The following is a 22645-nucleotide window of genomic DNA, read 5'->3' on the forward strand; positions in this document are numbered from 1 at the left end:
TATACTGGCTGAATCCAGACTACAGGCCCTGACGGCTGGGCAACGTGTTGATTTGGTTAGTCAGGAGTTTACCCAGTTTCGACAACTGCTCTGGGAATATATCGAGTTGTCCAATGATCCCAATTCGCACGTGACCGCCTGGAATACGGTCGATATCTACGGTAAAGTTGGTTTGGCAGAGTATCAGGCCACTGGAAATCCCGAAGCCCTTGAGCGGCTCAAGAATGCAGTGAAAGAGGCCCTGAACCTATTATAAAAAAACGCTGGCCTCAACTGAAGCCAGCGTTTCCGCTTCTATCCACACTACTCATGGCCCGTAGGCGCATGAAGTATCTATTACAACTTAGTTGTTTGTTGTCGGGAAAATGACTGTTACCAGTGCCTTTCTTAAAGCTGTAGCCTTCTCATCATCCAGCAGAAATTTGTATTCAATCTGTCCGTCATCGAGTAGCGTTCTGGTTCCTTGTAAGACTTCAATTTCCATAAAAGGGAAAACTCGCTCTTTCATAATCTGCTCACATACGGGAGTTAACGTCATGGTTGTTTGGTGCGGGCCAATCGGTTGCCGGTTGTGATCCAAATCACAGGTCATATTTATGTGATTTATCATGTCAGTCGCGTTCAAATAGTAGTTTAATTGTTGCGATCAGCACGCCGACGACGATGCCGAATAGGCCGCTTACTGTTTGTTTGCCCTGATAAGTGAGTGGCCTGGCGTGATAACAGATTAGCAGGATACAGATGCAGCACACGATTAGTGATAGGGGATACTGTTTGATGAGTGAGTAGTTGTGGAACATAGGGTCAGGTTGTAAGAAATGATTGAGGTTAAATCTGTCATAAAAGCGAGTCAACGCAACGAGACACCAGTAATTCCATCGTCGGGGGTGGGTTGGCATTACCGATCTGCTTTTGCTGGTCAGACTTGTTTCCAAGGATCGTATAATCTAAAGGAAAACCCTGCGCTCTGGCCGTTTCTTTGGGTTGCAGCATGCGAAAATAGCAATCCTCAATGGCGGGCCTGGTGTCGATCAAAGCTATACTATCCCGAGTGGGTACCGTTGAGCAGGCTTCAAAAACCTGATTGGCCTGAGGCTGGCCATGATAAGGGAGCATAACCAGACTACTCGTTCGCATTGAGGAGACTGTTGCAAGCGGATCGGTAACGTGTTGTGCTTTGCTCTGCCCGCGATGAATCGGCATAAAGCTCGTCACTACTCCACTATGCCCGCTGGTCATAACTGTATCAGCGGCTTCGGTCTGTGCGTTTCTTGGGCGAGCGGTACCATGAATGGGAATAATAAGAGACATACTATTGCGCTGACCCGTAATGGTTGGTAGGGCATCAGTCATTTCGCGGGCGGGCGTACTTTTACGATTCGGTACGATAAACGAGTTGGGAGGAATTAATAGCATTTCCTGATTCGCGGAGGTCTGCGTATGAATTACTTCCGTCAGTGAGCGGGCTGGTGAGCTATCCCGATTCGCTAATAGATAAGGTTGCGGACTCACAAAGGCCATACTCTCCTGCGTGGTCTGTGTCGGGAAAACATCGCCAAAACCATACGTACGATCCGTTCGTGAATGCGAAAACGACATATCGAACATATAGGGCGAAAATAGATAGCTAGCATTCCGGGCGCAGATGGTTTGTAGGTAATCCTGCTCCGCCGATCTAACCCGGTTGCCGCTGGGATTAGCCTGATCCAATAGGGTTGGTTGGAGACCATACTTATCTAAACCGTATTGGATACGCGCCATCGTATTCGGACTCAGCGGCTTTTTACGGTCGCCGATGCGCTGCATCGGCAGCGATAAATCCAGTGCGTTCAGTGCTGCATAATAAAACGGCACAACGGGGTCCATGCAGACGCTACAGCGATAAATGTACTGGGTTTTATACTTACCATCCCGGCGTCCATTCTTCCAGCTCTGATAAGCCTCGACGGTACCGCATTTGACACACGGAGCCTTTGGGCGGATATCCAAATCAGGTTTTTTATTCCCCTTTTTCCAGAAAACGATATAGATTCGGTCACGTGACTGCGGGGCAAACTTTCGGCCTGACATATCATGGGCGAACATGGCATTCAGATATACACATTCGTGTAGATAGCCTAGTGCATGCATCGTCTTGAGCCACGGGTCGAATAATTCCCACATCCGAACATCGACAACGTTTTCCACGATGACGAATTCGTACCGATGAATTTCGGCAAAGCGAGGAACGTCCCACATGGTGGCCCGGCTTCGAATAGCCGAGGGGTCAAATGCTTTATTCTGAAAGATTTCCTGTTGATGTAGGTTTTTCCGCTTTTGCCCCTTCGCTAGTGAATGGTTGGTACATTCGGGCGAGGCAATTAACCCCGTCGTCGATCGGTAGCGGGCCGGATGGGTTTCGGAAATGTCGGCACAATCATGGTGGGTATTGGGGTGGTTGGTATTGTGACTTTCAATGGCTAGTTTCCAGTGATTCAGCGCGTATTGGACGTGCGTACCGGCAACATTGCGGGCTCCTTCTGAGCTGCCACCGCAACCACAAAACATATCAGTTAATGTAATCATAATTTTTAAGCAGCTTCCTGGTTGTTAATGGTATCAAATAGGGTCGGTATGGCCTGTTTTCGCTCGACCTGCTGACAATACTTAACACCGGGTTTGAAGTAATCATAATTCAACTCACAACCCCAGCCGCGCCGATCCATCAGCAAGGCCTGATACGGGACCGACATGAGTCCGCCAAACGCATCGCCAACCAGATCTCCCGGATTCGAATAGCGATCAATCAGCCGGCGGACAATATCAAGAGGCAGGGGACACAAGTGTTTCTGTTCACGTCGTTGGCCCTGATTGGTATTCAGGGAGCGCATGCGAACCACGTCAGCCCAAACATCAGGATGCCAGCTTTGCGGATCAACAGCCATAAAATCAGTGGGTAGATTACCGGCTTTACCCAACGCTTCAGCGATGGCCACATGCCGATCAAAGTCATAAACCGTATGGGCTGATTCGGCGCGCAGGAGCTTCATGGCGTATTGAAGGTCATGCGTGGCTATTTCTGACGGTGTCAGCAACCTGTCACCTGATGATCGCCAAAAGCTATGCGCATCAATCTGCCATTTGGCAAGTGAGTACGCTTCAGGGGTTTTAGTGACGGGCTCATCGGCGTAGGCATTGGATTGGTCGGATGGTAGTTTGCGAAACAGCAATATCTTTTCCGGCACACCGACGCTCATCTTAGTGCCATCAATTAACATTTCACTATAACCCAGTCGGTAAGTTCCATTGTTCTCCTTCACCACATCCGTTGGAATGGTGATCTCTCCGCAGTAGACAAAGCCATGCTGTTGAAAACACCTGACGGTATCGTGCGAGAATGGATAAATCGAGTACATGCCCAGGCCGGAAAAATTACCAGGCAGAACACGATCTTTTACGTGTACGGCGTAAATGCGGCCCGGTTTGAGTGTACGTAACATGTTGGGTACCAGAAAGCCCATTTGGTGAAAAAAGGCTTCATTCGATGCATTGTGGCCGAAATCGTTGTAGTTAGCTGAGTATTCGTACTGAATGCTGAAGGGAATGCTGGTTATTCCCAAATCAAAATAATTGTCGGGTAGGCGCTCATGCTCCAGTACCGTGTCGTTGTGGACGCAGGTAAACCGGTCGCCTTTTACTTCAATCCGGTCAACGCCCATTGCCCGGCGCATGGCGATCGTCGCGTCACCCGAAAGGCCGTACCGACCAATGATTTCTCGCATATTGGCCAGCAATCGGTCATGCTGTTTCCATTTCCGTAGAAGTGTTCGTCGAATATGATCCTCCGCATCGGTATAAATAATATGGATGTGACAAACCTTGGTTTGGCCAAACCGAACGATTCGAAAAATGGATTGGATAAACTCGTTAAACTTGTAGTTTATGCCCAGAAAAATAGCCTGGTGGCAATGGCGTTGAAAGTTGCAACCCTGTCCAGCAATCTCTGGCTTCGTGGCCAGGATGGGGTATTTACCATTGGCAAAATCAATGAGCAGCTTTTCTTTCAGATCGTCTTTCTGGGTGCCATAGACGGTCTTAACGTTCGCCCGATCGGTATTTTTCTCGATTAGCTTACGTTCATCTTCGAGATGATGCCAGATCAGGTAGTGACCGGGATCATTTTCAATGATGCTGGCTGCCTTGTTCCACCGCAACTGCATACTGCTCGACTTTTCTTTAGCCGCCGGCGCAAGTCCGATCGCCGAATCCTTATAGATTTGGAGTTGACCGTCACGACCGACAATTTCAACTTCCTTCGAGGTATCAACCAGGTGCCAATGAATTTGCATTTCCGGCAAATCGTACCCCTCATCACTGTAACCCAGATCGGAGGGCTTATTGACGAACAGCGCCCAGGTACTAACCCACAGCCAGAACTCCTCTTCCTTGTGGGGTAGTAGCGTTAAGTTGTCCGCCTTCTCACTATTGCGCTGGAAGAACCGGGTTTTAGCCTGACCAACGTCCATAATGCCCAGAAAGGAGGCATAGTTGAGTAGTTCGATAAACTCGTTTGGCGAGGGTGTCGCCGTGGCCACGTACCGCGAGGGTACCGACTGAAACCGTTCGTTAAATTCGATGTAGGTTTTCGAGCCCAGCGACCTGAGACAAGAGGCTTCATCCAGACAAACGCACTGGTACCGGCTCAGGTCGATATTGCCATCCCGGATGCGTTCGTAGTTGGTCAGGTGGTAGGGTGTTGTAGTCAGTACGGCATCCGCTTCTGTTTTGATGTACTCTACCGTCATTCCTAGAGCAAGTCCATCAAATTCAACAAACTCCTGACGAACACCAAGTGGGCAAATGATCAAACACGGCTTTCCCGATCGCAAATATTCCTGACGGCAAATCTCTAATTGTATCCGCGTTTTACCCAGACCAAAACCGGCGAAAATGGCCCTCTGTCCACCATATAGTGCCCAGACTGTGCAGTCGCGTTGGTGTGGAAATAGTGACTCGTGTAAGTCTTCTGGCTTGACAACAAAGCCCGACCTGGGAGCGGCAACAACTTTGCTTTCTATAAATTTTTGATAGTTACTCATGATTAGTCCGAAAAGCCGATAGTTCGGCAGGTTGCAGGATTGGTCAGGACGGGTTTGGCTTTACCGTCCGCGTCGAGTATTGGTCTGAACTCCTCATCAAGCAGCGTTACGAATACCCTCGTTTTGCCATCGTTACATTCGAATGGCTTGTCTTTATGGTACCAAAGCGCAAGTTTGCCAGAGCCTGTCTGAATGAGTAGGCCTGAATTGGCGTGTCGGCTCATAGCTTAGAATAATAGGAATTGACCTTTTTTATTAGCGCTTACTTCGGGTTCTGGCTTAATTACAGGCTTAACTTCTGGCTTGATGGCAAGCTGTTCTGTTTTGATCGGCGGCAGCACCAGTGGCTTTAATGGCTTTTCCGGCCGGGCCGGCTCCTTTGCCCGAATCGTGGTACCATCGATTTCGAGGCCAAACCATTGCAATGAGCGGGGGTGTACGTTATGACCACAGCCGCAGTGATAGGCCAACTGCAAGGTGTGATAGCCCTGTCCATTCGAGTAAAACGAGAGCTTTGATGAGCAATTCGTTACAAACAGCAGGGGTGTTAATTCAAGGCCGACTACTTTATTTGCTCCAAACGGCTGAATCGTTGTCGTCGCAATCAGGGTACCTAGTTCGGGAGTGATGATGGTCAGTTTGTCGCCCTCCGTGAAAGTCTGACCGGCTAGCAGGAAGGTTCGGCCAGTTGGTTTTTCAATCACTTCAACGGGCTTTGGTTCTGGTAAACTAAGCTTATCAATATCATTCCGTAGGAGTTTCTCCGCATCCCATTCGGGCAGAATGACATTGATGAACAGTTTACCACCCCAGCTATAGGATTCTGAATAGAGATGAATAGACAGGTGGTTAATAAATTCAAAAAATAATCCCTTATAGAGGTTTTTTTGCAGGGATTGTGTTTTGAGTTTATGCAGTGGAATACCCCATTTGACTAACGCTTTGTCACTTTTTACCGTGTTCTCAAGCAGTGCAGCATCAATGAGTTGGTGAAGTTTTCCATGCGCGGGGCCACCTTCAGGGATGATCACCCGCATTTCGTTACCACTGTCGTCACATTCACTAATCAGACCAACCAGTAGTTTTGGCAAACTGAGGGCACTGGCCTTATCAACGGCCTGATTCCGGCGATACGCCTTATTCAGTTTCTGGACAGGTTCTAGAATCTGTCGAATCGTTAGTTCCTGGGCATCTGACTCGTAAGGCTTATAGATAAAGACGGCGACTTTGCCATCATCGATTAGCTTCATCGATACCAGTTTTAGGGTACGACCCATTAATATCGTTGCCTGATCAGCCCAACGATTCAGGTCGTTCGTCATGATTCGATTGTACCACTCAACGGTGTCCGAGAGCGAATAACCAGCGACTAAACGCATCATTGGCGTTGGCGCATAGTCAAGCAACCAATCAAGAATCTTTCGATGTAAATCTGAAGGAAGGATAGTGTCAGCGCTCATACCTATAATGCTTCTATCAATTCCACCTGTTGTTTTACAAAGGCATCCCAGCCATCATACAGCTGCTTTAAATACTCAATCGATTCTGGCTGGAGATTCATTGGTCGCGGCTTCTCAAATACCGTCAACAGATGCTTTTTAAGGGCTTTCTTGTCGGGTGCCAAGCGCTGAGACCGTTCTCTATCCTGCGCTTTTTTGAGTTTATCGGCGGCTTTCTCTTTCGCTATTCGCTCGGCTTCCTGATCGGCAGCAGCTTTAACTTTGGCCTTTGCATCGATGAGCAGATCCGTAAATTGCCCGTCGGTCATATCGATGACATCATCATTGCCAAACTTAAAGAAGTGGGACAGCTTGAACCAGGGACCAGTCACTTCAAAGCCAGCCTTAACTAATTGCGGTGACCGGCTGTCGAGAATCATCTTCCGACGGTCAGCCTCTAATTGCTTACGGGCATCGTCTAGTTGTTTTTGAGCGGCTTTCTGTTGATCTGCAATGACCTTTAAACGATCAGCTTCTTCTTTATTCTTGCGGGCAGTTTCGGCCTGCTCAGCGGCAATGCGAGCCGTTTCCTGCTTCTGCTGCTCTTTAATCTGGGCAAGACGAATCTCTTCTGTTTTTCTGATTTCTTCAATTAGCTCAGCGGTTGGCGAATACTCTTCGTCGGAAAGGGCTCGGATATCGTCAACCAAAATGCTCAACTCGCCGAAATGAAAGTAATCCCCTTCCGGGTTGTAGGCAAAACCAGCCTTCACTAACTGTTCGTGTCGGCTCTGGTAGCGCATTCGCTGTTCAAGGGCTTTCGCTTCAGCAATGCGTTGGCGCTCCTGATTATAAGTTTTCTCCTGTTTCTCCAGGTGATCTTCAATCGTTTCCAGCAGGGCCGTAATGCGCTTGGCTTCCCCATTGACGCTCCGTTGCCAGGTCAGCGCATCTTCATTCAGTTCTTTGCGTTTTTTATCAACACCTACCCGCGAATCTTTGACGATCTGACGAGCTTCATAGACCTGTTTATACCCTTCCTTATCGTCGGGCCCGTTAATAACGAGTGGCATAAATTTGATGCGCATCTCTTCGATGGCGGCATCCGTTACGGAAAACTTAATGGGTTTGGTGTCAGCCGTCGGCACCACGGCAGCGTTATGTACTTCTTCAGTTTCGGTGATGGCTTCGGTAGTCATTCTTGTTCAGGAGTTAAAAACAATTCGATCTTTTTAAGGAGTAGCGGTACCCGGCTCGGTTTGAGAATGTGTATTCCGGTCTGGCGACTAAGTTCATAGATGATACCGCTGGGCTTATGACATTTGCGTTGAAAGAGCACCTTACCCGTTTCATTGACAGTCAGGATTCGGCCATCGAAATAGATGACGGTATAGCGACCGGGATCATCGCCATGATCGAGTACTTCGCATCCGCAGACAGCCATTAGGACCAATCTTTATAGGCCAGAAACCCCTCATTCTCAAAAACCTTAAAATTTCGATCCTTCGCCGTGACCACTACGACGATGGGCGGCTCGTTATCATAGCCAGATAGTAGGGTAGATAGGGTGCGGGGTTCGTCATCTGGGCCCCATTCCTCCATTTTTTTAATGGTTGCTTTCAGGCGGGAAGCTTCATCATCCAAAGTTTTGACTGCCTGATCATAATCTGCACACTCTTTGTCGAAGGCTTTGGCCTCATCAACTGAGCGGAAAATATTGCGAGGAACATCAGGATAACTAGTCTCAATTTCCTTAAGCCGTTGACTGAAAACGACGAACTGTAGAGCTAATGGAAGGGCTGCTTTCACCCGGTCTTGCGTGCTCATAGTGCTCATATAAATGGGTAGTTAAGCCCACTGACTTTGATTGCCAGTGGGCAGGTGGAAGAATGGCTTAGGATTCCTGACCGTCTCGGGGTTGATCAAGGAATAATTCAGCAGGCGCAGAGGGATCGCCCGTAGGTTGATAGGCGCTGTTTTTGTCGTTAAGCCGCGAACCGACAAACGGATTGAAGTAATTCATGGCCGTCTTAATATTTGCCACATCTGTCAGCGTCTCCTGTCGGAAAATGGGAACGTCCAACGCAAAGTCAGTCAGGAGCTTCGTTTCGGTAGCATCGGCCATTGTATAGCTGAACGTTGCGATGTAATAGACACCCTTGGGTTGGATTTTGGTGTTCTCCTTCTTTTCGGGAATGGCCCTGATGATCACGTCAGCAAGGGTCAGGTCGTCGTAATAGAGAGGTTCGATGAGCCGGAAGATATTATCGACGCTGTAGCCATGAAAGAGCACGGCGCTAACGCAGTTCTTATCGTCGATAAAGAACATCTCCGCCCAGTTCTTGGTACCCATATTCAGAATATTATCGGTGAATATGCGCCAGGCAATGGGCTGAAACGTAAGCGTTTTAAACGAGGTTTTAGCATCACCATTAATATTGAACGAGCCGTCTTTGGCATCGAAGCGAATCTGTTTGGGGTGACCTTCGAGATACTTGAATTTGCTGACGGGCTGGCCGTCTTGGTCAAGGCCAGCGTGATAGGATTTAAGCGACGCCTGTTGATCGGCGGTTAACTCTTCGCGGGGAAATGCAACTTTTGCCATGATGGTAAATGGGAAGTAATTGAAAAGTAAATCGGAGAGAAAAATTGACCCGGTCTTTCCCGCCGGGCCATCGGGTATATCATTTATGGGTTAGATGCAAACGCTGGTTACTGCTTGAATTCTGCGGATGTGTCATGTTAGGTACCGGATTGGTTAAGCGCGGCAATCAGTGCATCGGCATTGGCGACCGCATCCATCGCCAGAGCAGTAGGCGAGTCGTCATAAACACCACCAAGAGACAGGATACCGATGAGTGCCTGACCGGCGAAGTATTCCCGTTTCGATAGACCATCGAATTCGCCGACAACGACAAAGGCTGGCTCGTCGCCGTGGGTTGCTGACCGAACGTGGGTATCAAGCCCAGTTCCAGCGGGGCTATCAGCCGCTAATTCAATCTTGAGCCGGGCAATCTGCCGGGTCGCGTAGTTAATGGCGTCCTGGTCGCCAGTCTGCTCATTGAGCTGGTCCAGCATGAACTGCCAGTCCGAGAGTTGCAATTCGGTCAGGGCGCGAACCCCAAGCGAAGGTGAAATTGATCGTTCCATTGAAGTTTATCTTTTAGATTTCGTTGTAAAATAAGGAAATGTAAGGTTAAAAAACAACAAAAAGAACAAAAAAATAAATTGTATTTTGTTGTATATATTTGTGATAAACTCTAAAAGACAATGACAGCAAAAAAGAAACTGGAAACCATCAAAGATCTAAAGCCTGATCTTCGCAACGCAAACCGTGGTACTGAGTTCGGCACGGCGCTACTGGAGAAGTCCATTCGGGAGGTGGGGCTTGGTCGATCGGTACTGGCCGATAAAAACGGCAATTTGATTGGGGGGAACAAAACCACGGAGATGGCCCAGTCGCTGGGCATCGAGGAGATCATCGTCGTTCACTCGGACGGCAAAAAGCTGGTCGTCGTTCAGCGCGACGATCTGGACATTGATTCCCCCGAAGGCCGCACGATGGCGCTTCTCGACAACCAGGTCGGCAAGGTCAATCTTGATTTCGATGCTGATGTGATCAAGGATCTGGGTGACGAATTTAATCTGGACATTACGGGTATGGGCCTTGATCCCTTCGACATGAGCGAGGTCAAGAAAGAAAAAGAAGTCGACGAACAGGTAACGACCCACGTTTGCCCCAACTGCAAGTATGAATGGTGATTTTAGTTTCGATACCGTTCAGCAGTTTGACGACCACATCGATTTAAGTATCCCGACGTATAGCAATCTGCGTGAAGCCATCCTCAGACTGAGCACCTCCTTTGTCAAAACCGACTCCACGGTCTATGACCTGGGGTGTTCGACGGGGCTTTTGCTGAGTTTATTGGCCAATCAGGTTCCCGGATCGGTTCGGCTGGTCGGTATCGACGTATCGATCAATCTGCTGCAACAGTCATCGGATTTACGCATCGAGCGCCACCGGATGGATTTAGCCTCGGAGCGGTTTCGACTCACGCCGACGGATCTGGTCTTTTCGATTTTCACGCTTCAGTTCCTGCCCGTCATCGCGCGTCAGTCCGTTGTCGATAAAGTCTATGAGGCTCTGGAGCCGGGCGGTGCCTTCATCGTTGCCGAGAAAACGTTCATCGACGACGGGCTGATTCAGGATCTGTTCACCTTCGGCTATTACGACATGAAACTCAAAAACTTCACGGCCGAGGAAGTTCTGGACAAACAACTGGCGCTGCGCCGGATCATGCGTCCGCAGACCGAGCCGGAAAACCTTAAGCTCTTCACGCGCTTCGCCAGGATTTTTCCTTTCTGGCAATACCTGCATTTCAAAGCCTGGCTATGTATAAAGTAATATCGACCTTCTCCGGGATTGGGGGATCGTCACAAGGCTATAAGCAGGCAGGCCTGCGGGTTATAGCTTCCGTTGAATTTCTGGACTATCAGGCCGAGAACTACCGCCTGAATCACCCCACCACCCATCTGTATCAGGGGAACATTCGTGACCTGGACCCGCTCGCAATACTGGCTGATCACGAGCTTCAGCCCGGGGAGCTGGACATTCTCGATGGTTCACCCCCCTGCAGCAGCTTCTCGACCAACGGAATCGTCTCCGAGGGCTGGGGTAAAGTGAAAGACTATGGTAACAAAAAACAGCGGACCGACGATCTGTTTTACGAGTTTATTCGCTTTCTGACCGTCATCAAGCCCAAAGTATTTGTCGCTGAAAACGTCAGTGGCCTGATCAAGGGTAAATCGATTGGTCACTTCAATAACTTCCTGCGCGCCTTCAAAGCCGCCGGCTATATCACCAAAGCCAAACTGATGAACGCTGCAAACTACGGGGTACCGCAGGCCCGGGAGCGGGTCATCTTTCAGGGGGTACGTTCTGATCTGAACCTGGAACCAGTCTATCCCGGATCGGTCGGAAAAATCGTCACGGCTGCCCAGGCCTTGAAGGGCGTCATCATCGATACGACCGAGGACGTGTCCTTATCGGAAATCTACCGAACGTATTACAGTCGAACGTTCCCCGGTGAAGGCATGGACAAAGGCTCGATGCGGGTGGGGGATGGCTATAAGTGGTTTTCCTGTAAACGACTCCATGCGCATAAGCCCGCTTTCACGCTGACGGCTCACGTAGGCAGTGATCTTACGCACTGGTCGGAACCGCGCAATCTGTACATCGGCGAACTAAAGCGGCTCCAGTCTTTCCCAGATAATTATATCCTGACGGGTAGTCGGTCCCGGCAGGCCGAAGGCATTGGTCGGAGCGTACCACCGAAGATGATGGAAGCCATTGGCCGCTCGATTGCGACTCAGATATTGGATAAGGTATCAGGAATAAAACAGGAATAGCCATGCCATTTAGTGAAGGAGAAAGCGGCAATCCGGATACGCAGTTTCAGAAAGGGCAAAGCGGTAATCCGGCTGGACGACCCAGAGGGAGTATCTCCCAGTGGATGAAAGAATTTGGCGAGGCCTCTGAGATCAAACTGGATATCACCGTCACGGATCAGGACGGCAAGGTTTCCAAATCGACAGCGACGATAAGCACCAACGGACAGACGACGATCAACCAGGCCATTGCCGTTCGTGGTTTGCAGAAGGCGCTGAAAGGGGATTACCAGTTTTTCAAGGAAGTGCTTAATCGGACCGAAGGACGGGTACCTCAGCCGATTGATCTGGGTGGCCAGCCTGATAACCCGATTGTGATTGACGACCTCAGCAAGTTAAGTACCGATGAACTTATACGCCGAAGAGCTGCTATTAGAAGACGAATTGCTGACGAGGGAGCTGGCCAGGAAGGAATTTAAAGAATTCGTGCCCTACGTGAATACCCGCTACAAGATGAAGCGGTTTCACGAAGTGACGGCGGATCACCTCCAGCTATTTGCCCTCGGTCAAATTAAGAAGCTCATGATCACCATGCCTCCGCAGCATGGTAAATCGGAGCAGTCTACTCGTTCATTGCCCTGTTTTCTGTTTGGTCGAAACCCGGACAGCAAAGGGGCTATTCTAAGCTTTTCAGCGGATAAGGCCCGTAAGTTCTCCCGTGAGGTTCAGCACCGGCTGAGCAGTGAGCGGTACCGCAACCTGTTTCCAAATGTTCGATTAGCCACGGCCAAGGATGAGAACGCGGTTCGAACGCAGGCTGAATTCGATATTGTCGGCTATCTGGGTTCACTCAAGGCGGTTGGTCGCCGGGGTCCTTTAACTGGGAATCCACTTGACTGGGTGGTACTCGACGATTTGTTTAAAGATAACATCGAGGCTCAGTCCTCTCAGCTGAGGGAGCAGACCTGGGACTGGATCGAAACCGTTGTCGAAACGCGTCTGCACAACGATAGTCAGATGCTTTACGTAACCACGCGCTGGCATGAGGAAGATCCGTCAGGAAGGTTCCTGGACCGGGATGGCTACTTCTCAGAAGAGAATCCGGACGGCTGGGTACTGCTCAACTTTCAGGCCCTGAAGACCGAGGAACATGCTGTTTGGTATGACACACGTGAGCCTGGTGAGGCTCTGTGGCCAGAGAAGCATAGCCGCCGGCGCATGGAAACGATTCGTAAGAATACGCCCACGACCTTCAATGCCTTGTATCAGGGTGATCCTAAACCCAATGAGGAACTGATCATTTTCAGTGACTGGATTGAGATCGACGAATGGCCAGCGCATGTGCTGGTTTCCTTTTACGGAATTGACTTCGGCTATACCAATGACCCAACTGCGGCAACGGCCATAGGGCGCTATGGCCAGAATCTGTATCTGGATGAGATGTTTTACGAAACGGGTCTGACGAATCAGGATATCATACAATGGTTCTATGCAACGGGTATGAATCCGGTCATAGAAACAATTTGCGATAAGGCAGAGCCCAAATCAATAGAAGAATTGAGTCGCGGTTTTTACGATAAACCCAAAGAGAAGCAATACAAAGGGCTTAACGCCAAAGGCTGTGATAAGGGCCCCGGCTCGGTCAATGCAGGTATATCCAAGCTTAAGGAATTTAAGGTACACGTGACCAGACGATCACGTAATCTATTGAAGGAAAAGAAGAATTATACCTGGAAGATGTCAGGCGGCAAAGCTACCAACGAACCCATTGATAAATGGAATCATGGCATCGATGGCGTTCGAGCGGCCGTCTTCACGGTCTACGGAAAACCGCTACCCGTCGGCGGTCAGGTCACCCGGCCACCGGGTAAAAAACCAATGTCTCTTTAACCAATACCTACCAACTCGTTATGTGCAATCCCCAACCCTACAGCATTTTTCGCATGGCCCCACCCACCACCCAGGAACGCAAAATATACCCCAGTCGGGCGAAGGGTGTTGTGCATCCCTGCCGGGCGAAGGGCATGAAGTACGTCTATTTCTTTGTCTCCGCCGAGCGCAAGGAGAAGCTGAAACGCTATTGTAAAATGAAGCGCATGACACAAACCGAGCTATTTAGCCGGTTTTTGGCGAAAGAACTCAGCGAGAATTATGATGAAGTATACCGGGTGTATAGCAAACGGGAACGGGTTCGGCAGCGAGGTAGGGCGTATCGATACGTATTGGCACACTCAAGACAGTCAGTAAAATGAAAAAGTCAAAACTAGCCTTGTATAAAAAGGCGCTTAAAAAAGAAGTTATTCGGCGATTAGGGCGAATGCAAGGCCCTGAGGCCTATCGGCGTCAGGGAAATTTCCTGATTCCTTATTGGTGCTATTGTGGGATTACAGTCAAAGCTGCTGCATTCGCTATAGTAAAATGGTACCGATCTGACTTGGCATTATGGAATAGTTTCTATCACAATTTTAAAGAAGCAACAGGAGAACTCGTAATCAATTCCCCAGGCGGTGAACTCGATCCTGCTGATGGTATTAAACCTGAGTTGCGCACTCAGCTAGATATGCAATGGCAAGGTCGAACGGTATATACTCCTTCATCTATTGCCATTGATCCAATCGCAACTGTAGCCTATTAACGTCATGACTATTCAAGAAGCTAAAGACAATTTAACGTCATGACTATTCAAGAAGCTAAAGACAATTTATTCCATCCTGTAACAGTCCAACTGGATGCCGACTCATTCAATGGTGAGATTTTACAAGTGGATGATAAATCTGGACTGGTTCAAATCAGTTTCGGCGTTGGTGATAAAGGACCGTTCGGTTGGGTATACCCTAAAGGCATTACGGCTGACTGGACAGGCCATTTTTATGATGGCCCAATCTTGGCGCACCGTGAAATAGATTATTGGTATGCGACAGGCAAGCAACCTTCTGTAAAAGCCAAAACCGAATACGTTGGCTACAATATAAGTGAACCCGTAAGGGTAAAGCTAAGTCCTGAGGCATTCCAGATATGGAAATATCATGACGATAATTCGGTTTCTGACTATCCGGATATTCAGAAGCTACTGACAAAGCCAATCGAAAAGTATCTCGAAAAAGTTGATGCTGAGGGCTACGTCGAAATACCTTTCTACAAACTCATGCAAATATTTGGCAACTACTGTCGGCTAGGTTGTGATGTGTTCGATGCCAATATCCTGTTGCCCAAAAATAAGATTCGAGATCCTCATGACTGACGACTTCATCAAATGGCGATTCGTTCGCATCGACTCCGATGTCTGGCATCGCTACATCGTTTTTAAAGTCAGCTATCAATCCATTGGCTTCGTGCTGCATAAGATCAGTACACCACTTTGTACCATCTCTCTTAACTAACTATGAGTTGAATATCAGACTATGCCCTGCTCTCTATTGATGACTTTCAACGAGCGTTCGATCAACTACCGAAAGGTCTTGATCATGGATATCAGATTGCAACAATACCAATAGTGTTTTTCGATGCAGTTAATAATGCAGAGATACCGTCAAGTATTCCAATCCCTTGCGGTCAAATTGATTTACATTTTGAATGGCATGCAGGTTTAAAACAGTGGTTGCTCAAAACCAAGCCTTAATTATGAAATACAAAGTTGAAATCTGGGTTAGCTTCAATTATGGAGCATGGACACTCTCTTTCTCGAAAATCGTTGAACTAGATTTTGCTCCCTTTTATGGACTAATATTCATTGAGTCTAGCGAAAGTAACGACCTACTTATAGAGGTGAGCGAAGGGATTGGCAGGAACTGTCAAATTCAATACGACTTGAACGAGAAGGCTTTTTTAGTCGATGTACGTAACTGGTGGAAACATGCCGTATCGGACGAAACGATTGATTCAACTATAGCCGAATTTATTGAATTCGGTTATGTACGTCAAGACACTACTGATGTGGTGGCTTTGAAAGAGTTAATGGCAAGGTAATACGAAGCCCTTTTCGATTATGCTCCCATACGCATAACCTAATTACTATGGAATACACTAATACCTTATTGCCTGCATACAAAAGTTGGTTTGCTTTTTATTCAGAAGTGAAGAAGCATTTTCGGAATGATTCTGAGGATTTGTATTGGGATGAATATAAGCAGGGCAATATCATAATGAATACGCAAACGGTGATGACTCGCTATAAGTATTCAGTTCGATTTATTGAGCAACAGACATTAGCGGAATTGATTGAACTACGCCGTATTCAGACCTTTAATATGGATCAGTTACGAATCCTTCAATATGCAATGACCCAAATGATGCATTTCGAGTCGAGTCCAGAGCTAGAAGATGTTAAGAATCGAATTAATGATTTGTTGACCGATGAGCGCAAAAAACTAAGACGATGAGCTACCAAGTCTATACGGGTCCAGACCTAAACTTATTAACTATACCTAATGAAGTTAGGCAGTACGTGCGTCGACATCGGTTTGCGTTTCCTAAAAGGTTAATAATTGGTCAACTTCAAGGGTATCTAAATGGCCGTTATGCTGATAGGCATTTTTATGACTGGGAAATTGAAGAATGGCTACTAGATGAATGTTGTAGACTTATTGACTTATCCTCTGCCTTTCGAGTTGAAATTTGGTCAGAAGGAAAAAGCCCCGGCATTGTATTTATTCAATTCTTACTAAGGGACTAAGCAAATGAATCATGTAATCTTCAAGAAGATTGAATTTGTCGAAATCGGCAACAAGTTTATCGAGGTATATAAACTCGTTGAGATCAATAAAGCGCCCCATATAATCCTGCTTAGTAAAATCTATTTGAACTGATGAAACAGGCTATTCAAATAACGCATGTCGAGTACTGCGGCGAATGTCCGTTTGCACAGTACCGGACTAACTTTGGGTATGGTATGCGTACAATGTGTACTCAACTAACAAATGAGGACTATTCGAAGCCTATTGATTACGTGCCTACCGAACCAAGCAAAGGTGTTCGGGCTGATTGTCCACTACCTAACGTAGAGTAATCATGAACGAAAGAATAATCACCATGTCTGATCATTGTGGCTGGGGCAACTCAATATTCTGGACTGACTATAGCCAACGGAAACTAAGCGGCTTTATGATGAGTAAGCCCGTCGTCGGTGATATCATTCGGGCCAATATGGAATCTGGTAAAGTAGCTCGGTTCCGGGTCGATTCGGTCGAAGATGTTCGCGATCCAAGAGATATGTTTTTCGTTAAAGTATCTGATTTAGGCTATGAATAGCTATGATTAACCAACCTATACCCCTCAAAACTACAAGCGAAATTTGCATAGCAGCTGATGCTGCCCAAAGCATTACTGAGATCCATGATTTGTGGAAATCAGTGGTCGCTAATGGTTATCAATATCCATTGGTAGAGATCAAATTTATAAAAGAGCATCTGACTGAACGGGCCAGAGATATGGGTCGTAGAGATGGAACAGCTTTTCGTATCATGCTCACTGAGTTAGGAATATATTAATCATTAAGTGATGGAAGATCCAAAAGAAAATACGATTTGGTTTGCAAAAGACACTGTACCGTTTGAGTACAAAGGGACTCATGCCGAAATATGCTCTGAATATTTAACTGTACCTGATGATCCTAAAGACTACGAAGATAAGCCATCTGACTCCCCTTCATCGGTGCCTTTATGGGCACTTAATTAATTCCACACTATGCTAACCGTCACCGCACCTAACCTTTCCTTTGATGTTCCCTCTGAATGGAATGAAGTCACGCTTCGTCAGTTTCTGGATCTGGAAGAACGAAAGGAGTTTACTGATGAAGGCAATCCATTCTATCCGATACGGACGGCACTGGAGTGCTTCTGCTCCGATAAAACAATGCTTTATCAACTGGAGGCCGGCGAAGAACAGCGACTGACAGATCGCCTGCCGTATCTTAGAGAAGCGCCTATATTTATCAAACTTATTACGCCAGAACCGATCGCTGGCGTCATGCCACCCAAAGAGTTAGGCGCGTGCACGCTCCTTCAGAAATGGACTATCGAGCAGTTCATGTCTGAGTTTGAGGATGAGGAAAAAGAGATCACCTACCTCAGCCTATCCGTTCAGGTTTTATCGGTATACCTCTATCCGTTACTTACCGGGAAGATACTACTCGATGCCGGTCAACTGGACGAAATCAACGAGCAGATTGAGGCCTTGCCCGTTACTCAGGCCGTGCCATTGGCCGCTTTTTTTTTGAGCAATTTTCGAAGCTCGACGAGTTCTGGAGCGACCACCTTCGTCATAAAATTCCCAAAACAGCCGCCGAAGAACTGGCTGAAACGGTTGTATCAGAACTGTCGTCAGAGGTTTATATTCAGTACGGGTTTCTTTGCTCGGTGGGTAAACAGGAACGATTAAGCAATAAAGAGGTATTGCAGATGCCCTATGACGAGGCCATGCTAGCCTACGGGTTTCAACATCACGGGGCCCGCTTCGCCTACGAAGTCAATGCGGTCAATAATCAACCCGTCAAAAATTAGCCATGTCGTAGTTTCCTGCTGACGAACAGCCAAGCTTCTGCGCCTGCCAATTTGCAGGCTATGATGCTAGCCACCCTTACCGACATCGCCCAGCAGTTCGGGCTCACCTTTCTCTACGGAGAGAAAAAGGCATTTAATATTCTGGCTGACTATACAGACCCGAACCTGATTGTTTTCTATCACGAGGGCTATGTGTCAGGTCAGATCGCCGAAGACCAGCAAGGAGCCTGGGATCGAACGTATAATGTGCGGCTCTGGCTGCTGCTGAAGAATACGGGCTCCAATGATATGCCACCCGACCGTTTGCCCCGGTTTGAGAATCTGGAACCGTTGATGTACCGAATTCTGAGCAAAATAAGCCAGAAGTACAGTGTCATCGGTCCGGTCAGTTTTTCGGAAGGAATTGAACAGGCTGATCAGGGACTGGACGGCTTTCGATTCGTCGCCAATGTTAAAGAAAAGGAACCCGTTGCTTACTGCGAGTGATGAAAAAGAAAGCAGTACGCCCAAAGGTATCGACCATTGTCGTATCCAGTCCTGTAGCTGGCATCTGGGATGCTATCGCTAAATCCATCGCCGAGTCGTATAACCTGCCTACCAAAAAACCAACAAGCTAATGTTTTTCGATCTGGCCGAAGTAATTCTGGGGGATGGCATGGGCAACCTGGGCAACGATGTCATCGAGAGCCAGCGCGCCAAAGGACTGCGCGCATCGGGTAAATCGGCAGCTAGTGTTCGCTCGAATGTGAATGTAGCGCCTACTCAGCTGGTCGGTCAGTTGTGGGGATCGGTTACGTTTACCTGGCAACAGAACGGACGCAAACCCAACAAGTCAGGTAAGCCCAGCCGGGAGATGGTGGATCAGGTTGCGGAGTGGTTGCAGATCAAAGGGCTGGCCTATTCACCCTGGGCCGTGGCCACTAACATCGCCAAACATGGTATACCTGTTCCGAATCAGCACAATCCGGGAGGTGTCCTGTCTGATCCGTTAGCTGCCGAACGGGTAAAAGGTATTCTGGGCCCGCGCTTACGAGGGGCCATCCTGAGTGAATTAAAATCATTTTTAGTCAAAAGCTAGCCATGCCTGGAACTTCGTTTACCTCACCTTTCGATCTGACGTTTGATTCGACGTTTCAGGGACTCATCAACACCTCAGCGGATATAGCGGCCGATGACTGTCGGTTACCAGGTGTTTACCTGCACTGGCTATCGAATCGGGGCTGGTGCTCTTTTCTGTTTCGAGGGAATAGCGAAGAGGACTTCGATGCAAAGTCAAATGGTACCATTGAGCAGGCGGGACTCATCACCGACATTCAGCGGCAAGGCACACCGACGATTTTAGCCCGTGCTGGCAGTTTGACCAAAGCCCAGGCAGCGGTCATACGATCGCTCTTTATTTCTCCACGGGTCTACGCCCTGGCTCCCGGAAGCGACGGTAAGATCAAGGCCTGCCCCGTCCGCGTCGACGAAGGTACGTATCCCGTAAACCGGGATGCCAGCCCGCTAATGCGGATCGAAGTAAAAATCTCATTCCCCAAATTAACCGGCCAACGCGCATGACTTCTATCGTACTGAATGTAAAAGACGATATGTCTTTAAAGCTGAAGCAGCAACTGTTAAGGCTCCATCAGGAGCACTTTACAAAGTTATCCCGCATGTATAATACGCTTTCAGAAAATGATCGGGAGGGGCAATTCGGTAAAGAATTATACGCTGAAATGAAGTCCTTAAACGAAAAGATTTTATCTAACTAGTCATGGCAGAAGAAAAGGATGTTTTATTGTATCAGGTGGTCCTTGATATACCCCAGGTCAAAGAGAAAGCCGAAGTAGCCCTGGCCGCGCTTACAAGGCTTCGGGCAGAGAAAAAAACGTTAGATGCTGAGTTCAAAGCTAAATCAATTGGGACTGACGCCTATGCAAAAAGTGTCCTAGTTATCGACACGGCAATTGCCCGTACCCAAACCCAGCTTAAAGGCTACCAAAAAACACTCGCTGATAGTGATAAAATTCAAACCTCAGCTAAGGGTAGTATGGAGCAAATGGGGGTCGAGATTTCGGCGCTTACAGCTAAATATATTGCTTTAAGTGAAGCTGAGCGGAATAGTGAAGCGGGTCAGACTCTCCAGAAGTCGATCAAAGAAAAGTCTGATGCCTATAAGCAGCTTTACTCTGAGATAGGAAAAGATAATTTGAATGTGGGCAATTATGCCGATACGATCCTGAATGCAACTCAGGCTACCCAAGGATTTGCCGGTAAAATCAATGATCTGAAAAGTAATCTTCAGACAGCTAAGCAAGGATTTGAGGCAGCCAAGTTTGGACTTACTGGGCTCAAGGGGGCAATTGCTGCAACAGGGATTGGTTTACTATTGATTGCTCTCAATACCCTCTATACCTATCTTACTAAAACAAAAGCAGGTATGGAATTCGTCGAGAAGTCAACACGTGCGGTTGGTGTAGTAGTTGAATTCTTTACCGACAAAGTAGCCAGTGTTGGGAAAGTCATCTTTGAAGCATTTAGTAAGCCTGGTGAAGCGATTATGGCGCTCGGTAATTTAATAAAAGATAATCTGATTAATCGTTTTACGTCGTTTGGCGTTATCCTTGACAGCATCGAAAATCGGGATTTCGAAAAACTTCGGGATGGGCTACTTCAACTCTTCACGGGAGTAACGAATGCCGGTGGCCGGGTGGCAGCTGTTGCGGGTCAGATCCAAACGGCCATAGATGCGAATGAAGCGCTACATGATTCGCTCAAAAAACTTGAAGATGATGAACGGGCATTAGGTGTCGCCCGGGCAAAAAGTAATGCTGAAATCAATCAGCAAAAATTTACTGCTTCTGATGTAACTAAGGCTATTGAGGATAGGATAGCCGCAGCTAAACGAGCCTTTGAAATCGAGAATAATATTACTCAAAAGCAAATCGCATTAGAGCAAAAACGCATCGACTTAATCCATAAAGAAGGCAAACTAAACAAAGAAGGGCCTGATGATGATAAGTTAGCTGAAGCTCAAAAAAGATTATATGATCTGACGGCCCAAAGCAAGTCTGACCAGATAAAAATCAACAATGAAATCAATAGTTTAGAGAAGGAGCAGGAGCGTAATCGAATTGAACTACAAATCTCTGAAGCACAAAAACGACTCCAACGCGCTCAAATAGATGGAGAGGCTACCTATCAACTCGAAAAAGAAATACTTGATAAACAGCTACAATTAAACCTTGCTGGTATTGTTGAGGGTAGCGAAGTAGAAAAAGCCTTGCGACTAAAATATGACCTTGATTTAATAGCTCTTAACGTAAAAACAGGCCAAGAAAACCAAGAAAAAATAAACGCTATTGAGCGGCTTGGTATTGAAGAACGATTGACATTAGTCAAAAAAGGGTCAGAAGAAGAATTTGACCTTCGTAGAGAATTAGCTGAACTAGATTTGAATGACGCACAACTGAATGTATACAAAGAGGTTAAAACAGTTGAGGAGCGCAATGAAAAGCTAAAGGCTCTAGATGCCAAACGATTAGCGGACATAAAGGCGATTAATAAAGAACAGCAACATGAGCTAATAGCTAATGCACAATCATCAACTAATACGGCACTTGCCAAAACAAAAGCCGGTACTAAAAAGGAACTGAATGAACGATTGAATCAGATCCGGGAGGAAGCGGCCCAGGAGTTAATTGATGCTGCTGGAAATGCCACTAAGGAGGAAGAGATATGGGCTCGCATGAACCGTAATATTGCCGATGCCCGAAAGGAGTTTAATCAGAAGCTAATTGCCAATAGTATAGACTCGCTATCAACCCTAACCGATGCCATTAGTAACGTTTCGCAGGCCATCACCCAGCGAGACACTAAACTTTTGGAGGATCAGCAAACGGCGCAACTTAAATCGGCTGGCCTATCAGCTGAAGCCCGGACACGCATTGAGGAAAAATTTGCGGCCAGAAAGGAGGAGTTAGATAAAAAATCGGCGGAACGTTCTCGGAAAATAGCCACTGCCCAGAACCTGATCGCCACGGCTCGGGCAATTACCGAAGCTCAGATCCTGCCTCCTCCCTTCGATGCGATTAAAACCATCCTGGCAGTGGCTGTCGGGGCTGCCCAGCAAGTCGTTATCGCCAGCCAGCAGTTTGAACATGGTGGTGAGCTAGTTGAGGGCCCCTCTCATGCCCAGGGAGGAGTCAAGTATCGAGTGGGGCGTAAGATTGTTGAGCTGGAAGGAGGGGAAGGGGTCGTC

General features: G+C 47.6%; 33 protein-coding genes. 22 read left to right on the forward strand and 11 right to left on the reverse strand.

Annotated features, from left to right (window positions below; genetic code table 11):
- Nucleotides 1–52: 52 nt before the first annotated feature.
- Nucleotides 53–256 carry a hypothetical protein gene (locus GO755_RS38940; RefSeq protein ID WP_157590853.1) on the forward strand — a complete coding sequence of 68 codons (204 nt, stop codon included), beginning with the start codon at nt 53–55 and terminating at the stop codon, nt 254–256.
- Nucleotides 257–343: 87 nt separating this feature from the next.
- Here GO755_RS38940 and GO755_RS38945 read toward each other — a convergent pair whose 3' ends face one another.
- From GO755_RS38945 to GO755_RS38995, 11 genes are all read right to left on the reverse strand, one after another.
- Nucleotides 344–610 carry a hypothetical protein gene (locus GO755_RS38945; RefSeq protein WP_157590854.1) on the reverse strand — a complete coding sequence of 89 codons (267 nt, stop codon included), beginning with the start codon at nt 608–610 and terminating at the stop codon, nt 344–346.
- 1 nt (nt 611) lies between these two features.
- Entirely contained in the window at nt 612–800 is a 189-nt protein-coding gene (locus GO755_RS38950) for a hypothetical protein (protein WP_157590855.1), read from the reverse strand.
- A 37-nt stretch (nt 801–837) separates the two neighbouring features.
- The gene (locus GO755_RS38955; protein WP_157590856.1) at nt 838–2565 is read right to left on the reverse strand and encodes a DNA cytosine methyltransferase; all 1728 of its coding nucleotides are present in this window, start codon (nt 2563–2565) and stop codon (nt 838–840) included.
- Between the two features lie 5 nt (nt 2566–2570).
- The gene (locus tag GO755_RS38960) at nt 2571–5078 is read right to left on the reverse strand and encodes a DNA methyltransferase (protein WP_157590857.1); all 2508 of its coding nucleotides are present in this window, start codon (nt 5076–5078) and stop codon (nt 2571–2573) included.
- 2 nt (nt 5079–5080) lie between these two features.
- Nucleotides 5081–5302, reverse strand: a complete 222-nt coding sequence (locus GO755_RS38965; protein ID WP_157590858.1) for a hypothetical protein — start codon at nt 5300–5302, stop codon at nt 5081–5083.
- Nucleotides 5303–5305: 3 nt separating this feature from the next.
- Nucleotides 5306–6538: a hypothetical protein gene (locus GO755_RS38970; RefSeq protein WP_157590859.1), complete on the reverse strand. Its 1233-nt coding sequence runs from the start codon at nt 6536–6538 to the stop codon at nt 5306–5308.
- A 2-nt stretch (nt 6539–6540) separates the two neighbouring features.
- Nucleotides 6541–7716: a hypothetical protein gene (locus tag GO755_RS38975; RefSeq protein ID WP_157590860.1), complete on the reverse strand. Its 1176-nt coding sequence runs from the start codon at nt 7714–7716 to the stop codon at nt 6541–6543.
- A complete protein-coding gene (locus GO755_RS38980) occupies nt 7713–7961 on the reverse strand; it encodes a hypothetical protein (RefSeq protein ID WP_157590861.1) in 249 nt (82 codons plus the stop codon). The genes GO755_RS38975 and GO755_RS38980 overlap by 4 nt, the downstream gene beginning before the upstream one ends.
- A complete protein-coding gene (locus tag GO755_RS38985) occupies nt 7961–8344 on the reverse strand; it encodes a hypothetical protein (RefSeq protein WP_157590862.1) in 384 nt (127 codons plus the stop codon). Before GO755_RS38985 ends, GO755_RS38980 begins: the two co-directional genes overlap by 1 nt.
- A 67-nt stretch (nt 8345–8411) precedes the next feature.
- Nucleotides 8412–9122, reverse strand: coding sequence for a hypothetical protein (locus GO755_RS38990; RefSeq protein ID WP_157590863.1), 711 nt, complete (start codon nt 9120–9122; stop codon nt 8412–8414).
- 137 nt (nt 9123–9259) lie between these two features.
- Nucleotides 9260–9667, reverse strand: a complete 408-nt coding sequence (locus GO755_RS38995; RefSeq protein ID WP_157590864.1) for a hypothetical protein — start codon at nt 9665–9667, stop codon at nt 9260–9262.
- Nucleotides 9668–9787: 120 nt separating this feature from the next.
- Here GO755_RS38995 and GO755_RS39000 point away from each other — a divergent pair, with 120 nt between their 5' ends.
- The 21 genes from GO755_RS39000 to GO755_RS39100 form a co-directional block, all read left to right on the forward strand.
- On the forward strand, nt 9788–10279 hold the full coding sequence (locus GO755_RS39000) for a ParB N-terminal domain-containing protein (protein ID WP_157590865.1): 492 nt from the start codon (nt 9788–9790) through the stop codon (nt 10277–10279).
- Nucleotides 10269–10922, forward strand: coding sequence for a methyltransferase domain-containing protein (locus tag GO755_RS39005; RefSeq protein ID WP_157590866.1), 654 nt, complete (start codon nt 10269–10271; stop codon nt 10920–10922). The genes GO755_RS39000 and GO755_RS39005 overlap by 11 nt, the downstream gene beginning before the upstream one ends.
- Nucleotides 10910–11926, forward strand: a complete 1017-nt coding sequence (locus tag GO755_RS39010; protein WP_157590867.1) for a DNA cytosine methyltransferase — start codon at nt 10910–10912, stop codon at nt 11924–11926. The genes GO755_RS39005 and GO755_RS39010 overlap by 13 nt, the downstream gene beginning before the upstream one ends.
- 2 nt (nt 11927–11928) lie before the next feature.
- Complete coding sequence (locus GO755_RS39015; RefSeq protein ID WP_157590868.1) at nt 11929–12384, forward strand: DUF5681 domain-containing protein; 456 nt, start codon at nt 11929–11931, stop codon at nt 12382–12384.
- Nucleotides 12311–13795: a terminase large subunit gene (locus GO755_RS39020; RefSeq protein WP_157590869.1), complete on the forward strand. Its 1485-nt coding sequence runs from the start codon at nt 12311–12313 to the stop codon at nt 13793–13795. Before GO755_RS39015 ends, GO755_RS39020 begins: the two co-directional genes overlap by 74 nt.
- Nucleotides 13796–13815: 20 nt before the next feature.
- Nucleotides 13816–14157 (forward strand): RepB family protein, encoded by a 342-nt coding sequence (locus GO755_RS39025; protein ID WP_157590870.1) that lies wholly within the window; start codon nt 13816–13818, stop codon nt 14155–14157.
- Nucleotides 14154–14540, forward strand: coding sequence for a hypothetical protein (locus GO755_RS39030; RefSeq protein WP_157590871.1), 387 nt, complete (start codon nt 14154–14156; stop codon nt 14538–14540). The genes GO755_RS39025 and GO755_RS39030 overlap by 4 nt, the downstream gene beginning before the upstream one ends.
- A gap of 39 nt (nt 14541–14579) precedes the next feature.
- Entirely contained in the window at nt 14580–15146 is a 567-nt protein-coding gene (locus GO755_RS39035) for a hypothetical protein (protein WP_157590872.1), read from the forward strand.
- Complete coding sequence (locus tag GO755_RS39040; protein ID WP_157590873.1) at nt 15139–15285, forward strand: hypothetical protein; 147 nt, start codon at nt 15139–15141, stop codon at nt 15283–15285. The genes GO755_RS39035 and GO755_RS39040 overlap by 8 nt, the downstream gene beginning before the upstream one ends.
- Nucleotides 15286–15526: 241 nt before the next feature.
- Nucleotides 15527–15871 (forward strand): hypothetical protein, encoded by a 345-nt coding sequence (locus GO755_RS39045; protein WP_157590874.1) that lies wholly within the window; start codon nt 15527–15529, stop codon nt 15869–15871.
- A 47-nt stretch (nt 15872–15918) separates the two neighbouring features.
- On the forward strand, nt 15919–16284 hold the full coding sequence (locus GO755_RS39050) for a hypothetical protein (RefSeq protein ID WP_157590875.1): 366 nt from the start codon (nt 15919–15921) through the stop codon (nt 16282–16284).
- A 628-nt stretch (nt 16285–16912) separates the two neighbouring features.
- Complete coding sequence (locus GO755_RS39055; RefSeq protein WP_157590876.1) at nt 16913–17152, forward strand: hypothetical protein; 240 nt, start codon at nt 16913–16915, stop codon at nt 17150–17152.
- Between the two features lie 2 nt (nt 17153–17154).
- On the forward strand, nt 17155–17391 hold the full coding sequence (locus GO755_RS39060) for a hypothetical protein (RefSeq protein WP_157590877.1): 237 nt from the start codon (nt 17155–17157) through the stop codon (nt 17389–17391).
- 10 nt (nt 17392–17401) lie between these two features.
- On the forward strand, nt 17402–17578 hold the full coding sequence (locus tag GO755_RS39065) for a hypothetical protein (protein WP_157590878.1): 177 nt from the start codon (nt 17402–17404) through the stop codon (nt 17576–17578).
- A gap of 9 nt (nt 17579–17587) precedes the next feature.
- Entirely contained in the window at nt 17588–18280 is a 693-nt protein-coding gene (locus GO755_RS39070) for a hypothetical protein (RefSeq protein WP_157590879.1), read from the forward strand.
- A gap of 182 nt (nt 18281–18462) precedes the next feature.
- Nucleotides 18463–18888, forward strand: coding sequence for a hypothetical protein (locus GO755_RS39080; RefSeq protein WP_157590881.1), 426 nt, complete (start codon nt 18463–18465; stop codon nt 18886–18888).
- Nucleotides 18888–19019 carry a hypothetical protein gene (locus tag GO755_RS41945; RefSeq protein WP_262887048.1) on the forward strand — a complete coding sequence of 44 codons (132 nt, stop codon included), beginning with the start codon at nt 18888–18890 and terminating at the stop codon, nt 19017–19019. Before GO755_RS39080 ends, GO755_RS41945 begins: the two co-directional genes overlap by 1 nt.
- Nucleotides 19019–19480, forward strand: coding sequence for a hypothetical protein (locus GO755_RS39085; RefSeq protein ID WP_157590882.1), 462 nt, complete (start codon nt 19019–19021; stop codon nt 19478–19480). The genes GO755_RS41945 and GO755_RS39085 overlap by 1 nt, the downstream gene beginning before the upstream one ends.
- 2 nt (nt 19481–19482) lie before the next feature.
- On the forward strand, nt 19483–19962 hold the full coding sequence (locus GO755_RS39090; RefSeq protein WP_157590883.1) for a hypothetical protein: 480 nt from the start codon (nt 19483–19485) through the stop codon (nt 19960–19962).
- Complete coding sequence (locus GO755_RS39095; protein ID WP_157590884.1) at nt 19959–20156, forward strand: hypothetical protein; 198 nt, start codon at nt 19959–19961, stop codon at nt 20154–20156. The genes GO755_RS39090 and GO755_RS39095 overlap by 4 nt, the downstream gene beginning before the upstream one ends.
- A 2-nt stretch (nt 20157–20158) precedes the next feature.
- A partial coding sequence (locus GO755_RS39100) for a hypothetical protein (protein ID WP_157590885.1) occupies nt 20159–22645 on the forward strand: 2487 nt, incomplete at its 3' end.

It is taken from the genome of Spirosoma arboris (assembly GCF_009754945.1).
Classification (GTDB): domain Bacteria; phylum Bacteroidota; class Bacteroidia; order Cytophagales; family Spirosomataceae; genus Spirosoma; species Spirosoma arboris.